The organism is Streptomyces sp. NPDC088730 (assembly GCF_044751215.1).
Lineage (GTDB): Bacteria > Actinomycetota > Actinomycetes > Streptomycetales > Streptomycetaceae > Streptomyces.
The window spans coordinates 203096-216828 of record NZ_JBIVLK010000007.1; the positions used below are offsets into that span (position 1 = coordinate 203096).

Annotated in this window: 11 protein-coding genes; 1 reads left to right on the forward strand and 10 read right to left on the reverse strand. The window is 73.4% G+C overall.

Annotated elements, in window-relative coordinates; genetic code table 11:
- Nucleotides 1-26: 26 nt before the first annotated feature.
- The 4 genes from ACIP89_RS22385 to ACIP89_RS22400 form a co-directional block, all read right to left on the reverse strand.
- The gene (locus ACIP89_RS22385) at nt 27-2294 is read right to left on the reverse strand and encodes a tetratricopeptide repeat protein (protein WP_402116336.1); all 2268 of its coding nucleotides are present in this window, start codon (nt 2292-2294) and stop codon (nt 27-29) included.
- 17 nt (nt 2295-2311) lie between these two features.
- Nucleotides 2312-3211 carry an oxygenase MpaB family protein gene (locus ACIP89_RS22390; RefSeq protein WP_401929139.1) on the reverse strand — a complete coding sequence of 300 codons (900 nt, stop codon included), beginning with the start codon at nt 3209-3211 and terminating at the stop codon, nt 2312-2314.
- Nucleotides 3212-3282: 71 nt separating this feature from the next.
- The gene (locus ACIP89_RS22395) at nt 3283-3888 is read right to left on the reverse strand and encodes a GPP34 family phosphoprotein (protein ID WP_401929141.1); all 606 of its coding nucleotides are present in this window, start codon (nt 3886-3888) and stop codon (nt 3283-3285) included.
- A gap of 478 nt (nt 3889-4366) precedes the next feature.
- On the reverse strand, nt 4367-5194 hold the full coding sequence (locus tag ACIP89_RS22400) for a class I SAM-dependent methyltransferase (RefSeq protein WP_402116339.1): 828 nt from the start codon (nt 5192-5194) through the stop codon (nt 4367-4369).
- Nucleotides 5195-5303: 109 nt separating this feature from the next.
- Between ACIP89_RS22400 and ACIP89_RS22405 the strand changes: the two genes are divergently transcribed.
- Nucleotides 5304-5918, forward strand: coding sequence for a TetR/AcrR family transcriptional regulator (locus tag ACIP89_RS22405; protein ID WP_402116341.1), 615 nt, complete (start codon nt 5304-5306; stop codon nt 5916-5918).
- On the opposite strand, the gene ACIP89_RS22410 is transcribed toward ACIP89_RS22405, so the two are convergent.
- From ACIP89_RS22410 to ACIP89_RS22435, 6 genes are all read right to left on the reverse strand, one after another.
- Nucleotides 5915-7156, reverse strand: a complete 1242-nt coding sequence (locus tag ACIP89_RS22410) for a GNAT family N-acetyltransferase (RefSeq protein WP_402116342.1) — start codon at nt 7154-7156, stop codon at nt 5915-5917. The two genes, ACIP89_RS22405 and ACIP89_RS22410, sit on opposite strands and share 4 nt — an antisense overlap.
- A gap of 50 nt (nt 7157-7206) precedes the next feature.
- Complete coding sequence (locus tag ACIP89_RS22415) at nt 7207-8331, reverse strand: peptidase C39 family protein (RefSeq protein WP_402116343.1); 1125 nt, start codon at nt 8329-8331, stop codon at nt 7207-7209.
- 115 nt (nt 8332-8446) lie between these two features.
- Nucleotides 8447-10549 carry an iron ABC transporter permease gene (locus ACIP89_RS22420; RefSeq protein ID WP_402116345.1) on the reverse strand — a complete coding sequence of 701 codons (2103 nt, stop codon included), beginning with the start codon at nt 10547-10549 and terminating at the stop codon, nt 8447-8449.
- Nucleotides 10546-11610, reverse strand: coding sequence for an iron-siderophore ABC transporter substrate-binding protein (locus tag ACIP89_RS22425; RefSeq protein WP_402116347.1), 1065 nt, complete (start codon nt 11608-11610; stop codon nt 10546-10548). The genes ACIP89_RS22420 and ACIP89_RS22425 overlap by 4 nt, the downstream gene beginning before the upstream one ends.
- 174 nt (nt 11611-11784) lie before the next feature.
- Nucleotides 11785-12651, reverse strand: a complete 867-nt coding sequence (locus ACIP89_RS22430) for an ABC transporter ATP-binding protein (RefSeq protein ID WP_401928308.1) — start codon at nt 12649-12651, stop codon at nt 11785-11787.
- A 166-nt stretch (nt 12652-12817) separates the two neighbouring features.
- Nucleotides 12818-13687 (reverse strand): helix-turn-helix domain-containing protein, encoded by an 870-nt coding sequence (locus tag ACIP89_RS22435; protein WP_402116349.1) that lies wholly within the window; start codon nt 13685-13687, stop codon nt 12818-12820.
- Nucleotides 13688-13733 lie beyond the last annotated feature (46 nt).

Genomic DNA, 13733 nt, shown 5'->3' on the forward strand with positions numbered 1-13733 from the left:
CCAGAGCGGGTGCCGGGGTCCCGCGGTCAGGGCGGCGGAACGGCCCGCTGCCGGCGCAGCGCCGCGACCTGCCGGTACAGCCCGACCGCCTCGGTGCCCCGGCCGAGCTGTTCCAGGCAGTGCGCCTCGTCGTTGCGGCTCGCCAGCACGTCGGGGTGGTCGGCGCCGAGCAGCCGGGTCCGCACCTCCGCGACCTGCCGGTAGACGGTGAGCGCCTCGCCCCAGCGGCCGAGCCAGCCGAGGCCGACGGCGACCTCGCGGCGGCTGACGAGGGTGTCCGCGTGGTCGGCGCCCAGGACGCGGGTGCGGGTCGCGCACACCTCGCGCGATTCGGCCAGCGCCTCCTCCCAGCGGGCCAGCCGGCCCAGGTTGACGCCCATTCCGTGGCGGGCGCGGAGGGTCTCGGGGTCGTCCGGACCGCTGACCCGGGTCCGGTCCTCGACGAGCGACCGGTACAGCTCCAGCGCCTCGGCGCTGCGGCCCAGCCGGCCGAGGCTGATTCCTGCCTCGTAGCGGGCCGCGAGGGTGTCGGGGTGGTCGGCGCCCAGCACCTGCGACCGGCCCTCGACGACCTCCCGGTAGGTCTGCAGGGCCTCCGCCCACCGGCCGAGCCGGCCCAGTGTGTAGCCGACCTCGTAACGGGTGACCAGGGTGTCGGGGTGGGTCGCGCCGAGCAGCCGGGCGCGGGCCTCCGCCACGTCGTGGGACATCCGGTACGAGTCCTCCAGCCGCCCGAGCCGGCTGAGGTTGAACGCCAGGTTGTGGCGGCAGCGCAGGGTGTCGGGGTGGTCGGGTCCCATCGAGCGTTCCCGGGACGCGAGGACGGCGGCGTAGATCTGGTGGGCCTCGAAGTGGCGGTCGAGCTGGCCCAGTACGTACGCCATTTCCTGGCGGGCCGCGAGGGTCTCCGGGTGGTCGGGGCCGAGCGTCCTCTCGCGGCCCTCGGCGACGCGGCCGAACTCGCGCAGCGCGTCCGCAGCGCGACCGGTGCGGCTGAGGGTGAACCCGACCTCGTAGCGGCTGGCGAGCGTGTCGGGGTGGTCGGCGCCCAGTGCGTGCTCGCGTTCGGCGGCGACCGCCCGGTGGACCTGGCCCGCCTCGTCCCAGTGGCCGAGGCGGGCCAGGTCGAGGCCGGCGCTGTGGCGGCCGGCGAGTACCGCGAGGTGTTCCGGCGAGGGCGTGGGCCGCCCGGCCCCGGCCGGCGGCACTGGTCCGGTGCCGGTCCTGGGGCCGGTGCCGGTGGTCCACTCCCCGGTCAGGCCCGCCGAGTGGTCGGGCACCGGGAGGCCCGGTGAGGTGCCGCCCGTCGCCTTGACGCCGCTGGTCATGCCGCGGGTCCAGGCGGGCAGCCGCGGCAGCGGGCCGGTCCGTCCGCCGGGATGCCCCACGGGGACGGGCGGCGCGAGCGGCACCCGGCCGGCCGGATCCAGGTACGGCCGGCCGCCGGTACGGCCGAGGGCGATGCGCCGGCGCAGGTCACCGGCGTCGGCGGGCCGCTGCTCCGGGGTCTTGGCGAGCAGCTCCAGGACGACGCGGTCGAGGAATCCGGGGAGTTCCGCCCGGTGGCTGCGCAGTGGCTCGGGCTGGGTGTCCCGGTGTCCGACGAGCACCCCCCAGGCGTCTTCGAGGTCGAACGGCGGCGCTCCGGTGGCGATCTCGTACAGCACGCAGCCCAGCGAGTAGAGGTCGCTGCGGTGGTCGATCTGGCCGCCGCTGATCTGCTCCGGCGACATGTAGTGGGGGGTGCCCATGGCGATGCCGACACCGGTGAGCCGTGAGGTGACGCTGATGTCGTGGCCGAGTCTGGCTATGCCGAAGTCGCAGATCTTCACCGTCCCGTCGGCCAGCCGCATGATGTTGGCGGGCTTGAGGTCGCGGTGGACGATGCCCTGCTGGTGGGTGTAGCCGAGGGCGTCGGCGACCTGTTCGGCGATGTCGACGACGTCGTCGACCGGCAGCGGGTGCTGTTCGTTGTCCTCCAGGAGCTGGCTGAGGTTGCGGCCGTCCAGGAGCTCCATCACCAGGTAGAGCAGGCCCTCGTGCTCACCGAAGTCGTGGACGACGGTGACGCCCCGGTGCTGGAGCGCGGCGGCGACCCGGGCCTCCCGGCGGAAGCGCTCGCGCAGGACACGGGTGAAGTCCTGGTCCTGCTGGGGGCCCATCGGCTTCAGGCATTTGACGGCGACCTGCCGGCCGAGTGACTCGTCGCGGGCTCGCCACACCTCGCCCATGCCGCCGCGCCCGATCAGATCGAGCAGTCGGTACCGGCTCTGGATCAGCCTGGTTTCCGCCATCCCCGCTGTCGCCCCCGTCACTCCGCCTGCTGTCGCCGCGCCCTCCCCGGCCCGTCCAGTATGGCTGCCTGCCTCTTCAGTCTGTACGGGGTGGGGCGGCTGCCGGGACCGAGCCTCGCCATCGCGTTCAGAATATGGCCCGGCGGGAGCTGCCAGCGCAGCCGGGCCGGGATGCCCCGCAGGAGGGTCCCGGCGGTGCGCAGCCGCCGGTCGACGGTGGCGGCCGCGGGCGCGGGTCTGCCGTACAGCTCGTGGGCGTACGGGGGCAGCGACTGGTAGGCGAGCATCGCAACGCGCCGCCACAGCAGGGCGCGCGCGGGCACCAGCAGGGGGTGGACCGGGGGGCGCCGCAGGAAGTCGTCGACATCCCGCGCATCGGGTGAGGCGGCCAGTTGGGGCCTTACCCGATCGAAGTACGCGGCGAGCTGTGCGGTGGTGGCGGGTACGCCGGCCGGGTCGAGGCCGACGAGCCGGGCGCCGCGGCGGTGTTCGTCTATGTACCGGTCGGCCTGCGCGCCGGTGAGCGGGAAGCCGGAGCGGCGTTCGACCTGGAGGTAGGAGTCGACCTCCGCGCAGTGGACCCACAGCAGCAGTTCGGGGTCGTCGACGCCGTACGTCTCGCCGGTGAGCGGGTCGGTGGCCTTGAGGAGACGGTGGATCCGGCGGACCCGGGCGCCCGCTTCCTCGGCTGCTTCGGTGGTGCCGTAGGTGATGGTCCCGACGAATCCGGCCGTGCGCATCAGCCGCCCCCAGGCGTCCTTGCGGAAGTCGGAGTTCTGCATGACGCCGCGCACCGCCCGGGGGTGCAGCGCCTGGAGGTACAGGGCGCGCACCCCCGCCACCCACATCATCGGGTCGCCGTGGATCTGCCAGGTGACCGATTCGGGCCCGAAGAGCCCGGGGTCGGCTTCCGTCATGTCGTCCCGCCTCCCGCTCGACCGTGCGCCCCTCACCGCCGGGTCCTACCGCGCGCCCGCCCCCGCCCTGGTCACGGTCCGCGCCAGATGTTGGCGAACGCCGCGTTCTCGATGGACCTCCGCTGGCGTACGGCCTCCAGCTCCATCACCGCGTCGTGGACGATGGCCACGACCGTCGTCACCGCCTCGTCGTCGAAGCCGGTCTCGTCTTCGGGGTGTCCGCCGTCGATGCCCACGACGGAGGCGAGGGCGGTCAGTACGGGCTCCCGCCGCTCCCAGCGGTCGGCCGCCCTGCGGCGCGCGGGTGTATCGGCAGGTTCCACGCGCTGCGAGCCGAAGGACAGGCGGCCGCCGCGCTTCGGGGTCAGTTCACCGGCCTCTTCCAGGGCGCTCTGGTACGCGGCCGAGAGGTCACGGCCCCGGCGCCACAGCCAGTCCTCGATCCGTTCGTAGGGTGTCTGCCGGAGGATCGCCGCGACGGCCTCGTCCATGAGCCGGTCGTCCTGCGCAGGCGCCACACCCGGCACGATGCGGTCGCCGTCCACGGCAACCGCCTCCACCCCGATGAGATCGATCAGCTCGGCTCCGGCGAGCGCGAGCGACAGGTCCCCCTGTCCCACGGAGTCCTTCCGCTCCGGGTCCGTGGCGATCGTGAACAGGTCCTTCGCCGTGGTCATGAACGGCTCCCCTCGGAGACATCGACAATGGTGCGCCCACCGGGCCGGCCCGCGTCCGGGGCCGGCCCGGCAGCGGACGGCTGTCACGATCAGTATCGCTCCCGCCCCCGCGGTCCGGAGCTGTTTCGCCCGGCGGTGTCGGAACCCGCCCGTGCCCGTGTGCGGGAGCCGATCGCCACGCCGCGCTGAGCGCGATGCACACGGCGTCGGCGTCGAGCCCGGCATGGTGCTGGGAGACGGCCGCGGCAACGGCGACCGGGCCGGCGGACCGGACGGTACGACGAAGGCGAGCGGTCATGATCGAACCCCACGGGATCTCGGCTCCGGCAACCGCGACCGCTCCTGCCCGCTCAGGGCGACCGGCCGGATCCGCGATCCGCTGTGCATGGCACCCCGTGAGCTGACAGCCGGGCCGGAGGTGCTCACCGAGCCCCTGTCCGCAATCCGTCGCACGACCGCCGGCCGCGACCGGGTGGGCTCAGGAGGTTGCCGCACGAAGAGCGGTGACGGCCAGGGTGGTGTACTCCATCGTGAAGTGCCCGCCCAGGGAGTCGATGGCTTCCCCGACCGCGTCCAGCACCTCGGCCAGTGGATCCGGACGGAGCCGTGTGAGGCCGCCGGTGGTGGGCAGCAGATCGAGCCATTGGCCGCGCGTGTAGGACTGCCGCCAGTCGAACCGCCACTGTTCGGGCTCGTCGAACTGTCCGGTCCCGCGGATCGTGCCGGCGGACTTCGCGTACGCCGCCCGGTAGAGATCGAGCGGCCGCCGGGCCGGCATGCCGTTGAACGGGGAGTCGGGCACCACCCGGCGGCATGCGGCGGCGAACGGTTCGGCCACCTCGGCAGGCGGCTCGTACGCGTGCCCGAAGATCGCCAGCCGGCCCCCCGGGCGCAGCACGCGTGCCGCCTTCGCGGCGCCGGCGACCGGATCGACCCAGTGCCACGACTGGGCGGCGATGACCGTGTCGAACCTCCGCCCGGCCGGCTCCCAGGCCTCGAACGCCGCCACCTCGACCGGCAGCCCGCGGGCCCGCGCGACGTCGGCCATCCGCGCATCGGGCTCGACACCGAGTACGGCGCAGCCCGCGGCCTCGAACTGGCGGGCGGCGATGCCGGTGCCGCAGCCGATATCCAGCACCTCCCGCCCGGGGCTCCCCGCGACGATCCGTGCCACCAGCGCGTCCGGGTACCCGGGCCGGGCCGTGTCGTAGCGCTGCGCGTCCACGCCGAACGACTCCGCGATACGCCGGGCGCGGTGCGGCTCCTGCGGAGATGGCTCTGACTGCTCCCGCGGTAGAGTGGGCATGCGCCCACCCTAGTGGGCAGATGCCCACTAGACAACGGGTCCACCTTGGTGGACGCGTGCCCACTGAACAGCGGATGCCGACGGGCAGACCGCACGGGAGGAGCCGCACGTGCCGACCGGGGTGCACATTCGCGACGCGCGGCAGCAGTTGTTCGACGCCGCCGAACGCGTACTTCTGCGGACCGGGGCGAACGGCCTCACCAGCCGGGCCGTCACCGACGAGGCGGGCTGCGCCAAGGGCGTCCTGCACCGGCACTTCAGCGACTTCGACGCCTTCCTCGTCGACCTGGTGCTCGACCGGGCGGCGCGGCTCGACCGGGAGTCGGAAGCGCTGGCCGGGTCCGTCGGCACCGGCACGGTGGCAGGCAACCTCACCAGTGCGCTGACCACCCTCTTCGGCCCGGTTCCGGTGGCGATCATCCCGCTGATCACCTTCCGGGACGAGCTGCGCGCCCGGCTGCGGCAGTTGATGCCCGGAGGCGGCATCGCGATCCTGACCCAGGCGACGACCGCGGTCTCCGCCTGTCTGGCAGCCGAGCGCGACCTGGGCCGCATCGCGGCCGACGCCGACATCGACTCGCTCACTCTCTCCCTGGTCGGAGGCGGCCATCTCCTGTTCGCGGACCGCACCGCGGGGCCGCCGGCCGCGGAGGCCGTCGACAAGCTGGTGACAGCGGTCATCGCCGACGCCGTGCGGAGACGGCCGGGCAGGCCGTCCCGCTAGAACCAGTGCAGGCAGTGCGGGACGTCCTCTGTACGGAAGAGCGCGTCCGCGAGGGCGGCGGCGTCCGGACGGCAGGCCCGGATGTGCCCCGCGCGCACGAGCGTGCTCGGGGCGATGCCTCCCAGGTAGAGCGAGCCCAGGTCGCGCACGTCCAGCGCCAGGTCGGGCTGCCGGTCCGTGGGGACGCATTCGGCCCTGCCCTCGCGGACGGTCAGCAGGTAACGGCCCCGCTCCCCGAGGAACGGGTCGTCCACGTCGAGGACGAGCTCACCGTCGGCGAACCAGCCGCGTGCGGTCAGGGCGCGCGGGACATCGAGGAGACGCACCCACAGCCAGTCGCCGTGACCGCCGACCTCCCCGGCGCGGATGTCGGCGAGCTGCCAGCGCAGCGGGTGCTCGGGCGGGACGTGCCGGAACACGACCTTCGAGACCAGGTCGTGTCCCAGTACGAACCCGGCCAGGGCCGTGAAGACCGCGTCGTCTGTGGCGATGGTCTCGTCGACCGTCAACGTCGTGTGCTCACCGATCGAGTAGCTGGCATACCCGTCCGCCGCTCCGTCGGCGTCCCGGTGGACGGCGACGTAACGCGGTGCGGAGGAGACCGGCGACTGCCCCGCGCCCAGGGCCCACCAGCGGTGCGGCCGGGACAGCGCGCCCGGCTGGGCGCGGCGGTAGCGGTCGTAGACCTCTTCGAGGATCTCGCCGCAGTCGGCACGCCGCAGTACCTCGACCGTTCCGCCGGCCGTGCCGGTCCCCGGAGCGCCGGCCGTCGCGGGAGCCCCAGGAGCCCGGGGGACCGCGAGCGCGGCCCGGTGCCGCGGCACCGTCAGCCGGGCGGTGAAGGTCGCCGGTCCATAGCCGAACCTGCCGTAGATCGGAGCCTCGGAGGCCAGCAGCACCGAGAGGAACTCACCCCGGGACCGTACGTCGGCGAGCTGCCGCCGCATCAGCTCTCCGAGTACCCCGCGCCGCCGGTGCGAGGGCAGCACGCCGACCGCGCTCACCCCGGAGACCGGGGCGAGGGCCCGGCCGGGCAGGGTGAGTTCGAAGGAGTACGCGGCGGCGGTGCCCACGGGCCGGCCGTCCTCGGACAGGGCGAGCAGGCCCCGGTCCATTTCGAGCGCGGACCACCAGCGTCCGCCACCCGCGACCGGGGACTCCGGGAAGTGCCCGAACGCCGTGTGGACCGTATCGACGAAGACGTCCAGGTCCTCATCGGTCGTGGGTCGGATCTCCATCGCTGTCGCTTCCCTCTCTCAGTACCGGCACGGTCGGTCATGATGTTCGTTCACAAGGATGGCGCCGCGTCCCGTCCCCGCGGGCGTCCGATGGTCACCGCGCCCCGGAAGTCCTCCGGCGCGATGACCGACATCGTGTCGAGCGACGCGTCGGGGACCGGCAGCAGGTGGGCGTCGACCCAGGTGTCCCCCGTTGCCGCGTTGGCCCAGGGATCTTCGATCACGATGGCGCCGGGTACCGCGCCGTGGCAGAGCACCCAGTGCGGCACGTCGAACCCCTGCATCCCGGCGAGCGAGAGCAGGAGCAGCACATGCTCGCCCCGGCCGACCGCGTCCCGGACCGCGGTCAGGGAGAGGCGGCTCGGGTCAATGGGGACACCGGTGCGCTCCGCCTCGGTCCGGGAGGCTCGCTGGAGCAGGGCCCGCCACTCCTGGTCGTTCTCCGGGAGGTGGCCGAGCAGCACCGGCCGGTCGGTGTCCAGGTGGACCGTGACCGGGGACGAGGGACGGGCCCGGCGCAGGGCGACGCCCAGCCCGACCGGCTCGCAGGCGAGGAAGTTGGTGGCGTCGCGCCACAGCGTCAGCTCCGCCTGCCGGTCGAGTGCCTCCCACGCCAGCGCGCCCGCGTGCGCCTGCGCGACCAGAGCGGTGACGGCGCCGCAGGTGAAGTGCGTGGTCTGCCCGTAGTACGCCGGCGCGGTCGTGACGCCGTCGCACAGCCAGCGGAGGTAACCGGCGGCCGGTCCGGCGGCGGCCTCCGGCGGTGTGAGCGGAGGGGTCAGGGCGGCGAACCCGGTGGCGGCGACGTCCTCGGGACGCGCCGTCCACCCTTCCCACTTGACCTGCGCGAGCGCTCGGCGCTCCGCGTGGGCGACGACGGCCTCGACGGCCGCGCGCACGTCACCGACGGCATCGACGATCTTCAGATAGGCCGTGCCCGGACGTGCTGTCACGAGCGCCGCAGCGGTCCAGTCCTCACCGTCTTCTCCGGGAACGGCCACGAGGTGCGGGGCGTGGGCGGAGCGGTCGACCGCACGCCAGCGCTCCGCCACCTCGCGGTCGACGAGGCACGCCAGCTGAGCCGGCGGGGCATCGGGCTCGTAGCGGACGACGATGCTCTTCGCGGGCCGCACGGGGCCGGCGAGCCGCGCGGGCGTTTCCTGACGGGGCAGCATTTCCGGTGCTCCTGGCGGGACGGAGGGACGGGGGCGGGGGACGGGGTGGACTTGAGAGGAGGGGGTGGGGCCGGAGCCCGAACCCGTCGGCACGGACACCGTCCCCTCCCCCGGGTCATGCGCGGGACTTCCGGAGCACCCACACGAAGTACGGTGCGCCCACCAGCGCGATCATGAGGCCCGCCGGCACCTGGGCGGGGGCGACGAGCGTGCGGCCGAGGGCGTCCGCCACGCACACCAGCAGTCCGCCGAGCACCATCGCGACCGGGATCGCGCGGCCGTGCCGGGCGCCCACCAGGGAACGGGCGAGGTGCGGGGCGACGAGTCCCACGAAACCGACGACGCCGACGGCGATCACGCTGAGGGCCGCGAGGACCGCGGCGATCGACAGGGCGGTGAAGCGGGTGCGTTCCACCCTGACACCGACGATGCGCGGGGTGTCCTCATCGACCGCGAGCAGGTCGAGCCGGCCGCGCATGAACAGCAGTACGGGCAGGGCGAGAGCCAGGGCCACCGCGACCGGGACGACGTCGGGGAAGGTGCGGCCGTAGGTCGTGCCGGAGAGCCAGGTGAAGATCCGGGGCGTGTTGTACGGGTCCGCGCGCAGCAGGAGGAAGGTGGTGACGGCGCTGAGGCCGTACCCCATGCCGATGCCGATCAGTACGAACCGGTCGGGCAGGAAGCCGCCGCGCCGGGCCAGCAGGGCGATCAACGCGAACGTGGCCAGCCCGGCCGTGACCGCGACCGCGATGAGGACCGGCCGGCTGCCGGACAGGCCGGAGGTGGCGACGCTCGCCGCGCCGAGGCCGGCCCCCGCCGAGATGCCGAGCACCCCGGGCTCCGCCAGCGGGTTGCGCACCGAGCTCTGTACGACGCAGCCGGCCAGTCCGAGCGCCGCGCCCGCGAGGATCGCTGCGGTCACACGTGGGACCCGGTCGTCGAGCGCCTGGCCTATCAGGTCCGGGGCGGCGCCCTGGAGCCACAGCACGATGTCCCCGGTCCGCAGCCAGAGGCTTCCCGCCAGGACCGCGGTGAGGGCCGCCGCGACCAGCAGGGCCACCGCGCCGGACGTGACGAGGAGGAAGGCACGGCGTGAGCGTGCGGCGACCCGGGCGCGCGGTGGCCGCCGGACACCGCCCGTGTCACGCAGCCGCAGCGCGAGGACCACGATCACGACGGAGCCGAGCAGCGCGGTCGGCACACCGGTGGGGATGGCGGCGGCCCCGTCCGCCCCCTGCACCGCGCGCAGGGCGGCGTCCGCGAGCAGGACGAGCAGCGCGCCGAGCAGTCCGGCCGCCGGGATCAGGAGCAGGTGCCGGCGCAACGCCCGCACCCGCCCCGCGATCAGGCGGGCCACGACGGGCGCGCCGAGACCGACGAAGCCGATCGGCCCCGCGAGGGTCACCGCCGTGCTGGTCAGCAGCACCGCGCAGAACACGGCGGCCACCCGGGTGGTCCGGATCGGCACGCCGAGGGTGGAGGCGGCATCGTCGCCGAGGTTCATCACGTCCAGCCGCCGGGACAGCGCCAGGGCGACGCACAGCACCACGAGGACGAGGGGGACGGCGCGTACCGACGCGTCGATGTTCAGCTGCGCCAGTGAGCCGCTCCCCCAGGCGAAGAGACCGGTCGTGTTCTGGTTGAACAGGATGAGGAGCATCCCGGTCGCCGCGTCCAGGGCCATCGCGGTCGCGGATCCGGCGAGGATGAGGCGGGTGCCCGCGGTACCGGCGGCACGGCCGGCGAGGAGCAGCACGAGCGCCGCCGCGACGAGGCCGCCGGCGAAGGCGACGCCGCCCGAGGCCCACAGCGGGACGGCGAGGCCGAAGGCGGCGACGAGCGTGAGGGTGAAGTAGGCCCCGGCCGTGACCGCGAGGGTGTCCGGCGAGGCGAGCGTGTTGTGGGTGACGGACTGGAGCAGCGTGCCCGCGCAGCCGAGGGCGAAGCCCACCGCGACGCCTGCGAACAGGCGCGGCAGTCGGGAGCCGGTGAGGATCTCGCCGACGGGCGCCCCGCCGTCGCTATCGCGTTCTCCGGCGAGATGGCGCAACAGGTCGCCGACGCCGACGCCCGATGTCCCCTGCGTCAGGTGCCACATGCCGACCAGGACGGTGGCGACGAGGAGGAGGGCCAGGACGGCCGCCCCGGCGGGACCGCCGCCGGGCTTCGCGCCCGGCAGCGGTCCGGCCTCGGGTGCCGCTGTGCGTACCGTGCTCACTTCTTGTCGAGTACGTCGACGTACGCGTCGATCGCCTGCGCGCAGGAGCGCGGACCACCGGCGCCCCAGACCCGCGCCGGGAAGGCGTGGGCGCGGCCTTCCTTGACGGCCGGGAGCTTCTTCCAGATCGGGTTCTTGTTCAGCGCGGCGACGTACCCGCCGGCGCCGTCGTCGTTCGCGTAGAAGAGGTTGGCGTCACCCACGGCGGTGAGCCCCTCGACGTCGGTCTGGGCGAGGCCGTAGGCGGCGTCCACGCCTCCGTCGCCGTGCTTCTTGTTGATCTCGTTGCTCCACGCCGGGGTCATGCCGAGTTCCTTGCCTATCTCGGTGAACAGGGCGCCATCCGCGTAGGGGCGTACGGTCAGGTTGCCTCCTTCGAGCCAGCCGTCGAAGAACAGGAAGTCCTTCGTCGGCAGGCCGGCGTCGTTGACCCGCTGCTTCGCTGTCGCGAGGTGCTGGTCGAACTCCTTGAGCACCTGGTCCGCCCGGTCCGTGTGTCCCGTCGCCTCGCCGATCATGCTGAACACCTTGCGCATGTTCCCGATCGGGTCCTTCGGGTCCGCCCCACGCGTGGCCATGACGGGGACGCCCCGCTTCTCCAGCTTCTTGATCATCTCGTCCTTGGCGTCGAAGGCCTCGATGACGATGAGATCGGGCTTGGCCGCGTAGAGGGTGTCGAGGTCGGGCTCCTCGCGGGTGCCGATGTCCGTCACGCCGGCGGGCAGTTTCTCCGCGCTGGTCCAGGTGCGGTACCCCTTGGCGTCGGAGACGGCGGTGGGGGTGACGCACAGCGTCAGCGCGTCTTCGACCTGCTGCCATTCGAGGACCGCGATCCGCTTGGCGGGCTTGTCGAGCTTCACCTGCCGGCCGACGCCGTCCTTGAAGGAGACGGGCCCCGTCGAGGGGGTCGCGGTGTCCTGCGCGCAGTCCTTCGACGCCGGGGACGCGGCGGCGCTGCTGCCGGCCGTCGCCTTGTCGACGTCGGTCGTTCCGCAGGCCGTTGCGGCGAGCAGGGCGAGCCCGGTCGTGGCTGACGCCGCCAGGCGACGGGCACGGTTCATGAAGGTTCCTCTTTCACAGGTGATGTGTGGGCGACGCGGGGACGGCGCGTCGGTGTTTCAAGGCGGCCCGGCACCGCCCCGGAGCGGCCCACGGGCCGGCTCGGGGAGGTGCCGCCGCGCTCGGGGGACGGCACGGGTGCCCCGTGTTCCGGGGAGGTGAGCGGTGCCGCAGTGTCAGGAGAGGTGGCGTCCGGACGGATCGATGCGGAGCCGCCCCGTTCGGGGGTCGACGGCCACCTCGACGCGGATGTCGTAGACCTCACCGATGTTCTCGGCGGTGAGGACGTCTGCGGGTGCGCCGGCCGCGTACACCCGGCCCGAGCGCATCAGGACGAGCGTGTCCGCGACCCGGGAGGCCTGGTCGAGGTCGTGCAGCACGATTCCGACCGCGATGCCGTGTTCCTCGACGAGATCCCGGACCAGGTCGAGCGTCTCGAACTGGTAGCGCAGGTCGAGATGGTTCGTCGGCTCGTCGAGCAGCACGACGCCGGTGCCCTGGGCCAGACAGGCCGCGAGCCAGACACGCTGCATCTCCCCGCCGGAGAGTTCTCCGACCTGCCGCGCGGCCATGTCGCGTACTCCGGTGACCCCCATGGCATGGTCGACGGCGGTCCGGTCCTCCGCGGTCGGCCCGGCGAAGCCACGCCGGTAGGGGTGGCGCCCGAACGCGACGACCTCAGCGACCGTCAGCCCTTGGGGAGCGGGCCTCGACTGGGAGAACAGCGTGACCTCGCGAGCGAAGCCACGGGAGCTGAGCAGGGAGGCGTCACGTTCGGGCCCGCCGTCGGGGGCGCCGAGCGTCACCCGGCCGCCGTCCAGCCCGTGCAGTCGGGAGAGCGCGCGCAGCAGCGTGGACTTCCCGCTGCCGTTCGGCCCCACCAGGGCGGTCGCACGGCCCGGCTCCAGCGCGACCGAGACACCGTGCACGACGGGTTTGCCGCCGTAGCGCAGCACCAGGTCGTACCCGATGAGCGCGGCCGCCGGGGCGGCGGCGGGGGCGGCCGCGGGTTCTCCGGCTGGCCGGAAAGGGCTTGTGAACATGACGGTGTCCGGACGATCGCAGGGGCGTGGACCGAGGTAACCTCCGCCCGGTCCGACCGGCACAGGACGCGCGCTCGCCCACGCACGGACAGCGCCGTGCACGGCGAGCACCAACTAAGGGTTACCTAACTCCGTGAAGGTAGCATTCCGCTTGCCGCGTGGACAATCAGGAGTTCTGGTCACGCGATACGGAATTCCGGACATCCCCCATCGGTCCGGCTGCCGCGTCGAAGAACGCACCCGGCGTGACTCCGGTGACCCGCCGGAAGGCGACGATGAAGGAGCTGGGCTGCGCGTAGCCGAGCACCTCGGAAACCGTGATCACCTCGAAGCCTTCGGCGAGGAGCATCAGCGCACGGTGCACGCGCAGCATCTGGCGCCACTGCGCGAAGGAGAGACCCGTCGTCTGACGGAAGGCGCGGGTGATCGTGCGGTCGCTGATCCCCAGCCTGCGCGCCCAGTCCTCCAGCGAGCGGCCGTCGGAGGGATCGTCCAGCAGGGTCTCCGCGATGGCGTCGATCCGCGGATCGCCGGGCAGCTGAAGCGCGAACTGACGCTCCGAGGGCCGGATCACATCGAAGACGACCGACTCCGCCCGCGCCCTGGCCGCCGCGTCGAGCTGCGCGGAGGCCAGATGGGTCAGCAGCGACTCCAGCAACGGCGTCATGGCGATCGCCATGGGTTCCGTGAACGCGAACGGGGTGCGATCGGGGGCGAAGAAGGCGTGGGAGAACTCCGCACCCGCCGTCGCCCGGCCCCCGTGGACCATCCCCGCGGGCATCCAGAGCCCGTGCCCCTCGACCACGGTCAGCACCCGGTCCCCCACCCGGGACGTCAGCGTTCCCCCGCGCACCCAGACGAGTTCGTGCGGGGAATGCGAGTGCGGCGACCACTCCGTGGGGCCGGGGACGATCCGGGACCCGGCAAGGATGGCAGCCGCCGTCGGCTCCGGGAGCGGCGCGGCCGGCCGCACCACAGTGCCCGCCTCACGCCGCCACATCCCGGGGGTCACCGCACCACGGGACACTCGAACCATGACACGGAGTCTATCGGTGCCGGTCAGAACCGGTCCCGGGCCATGG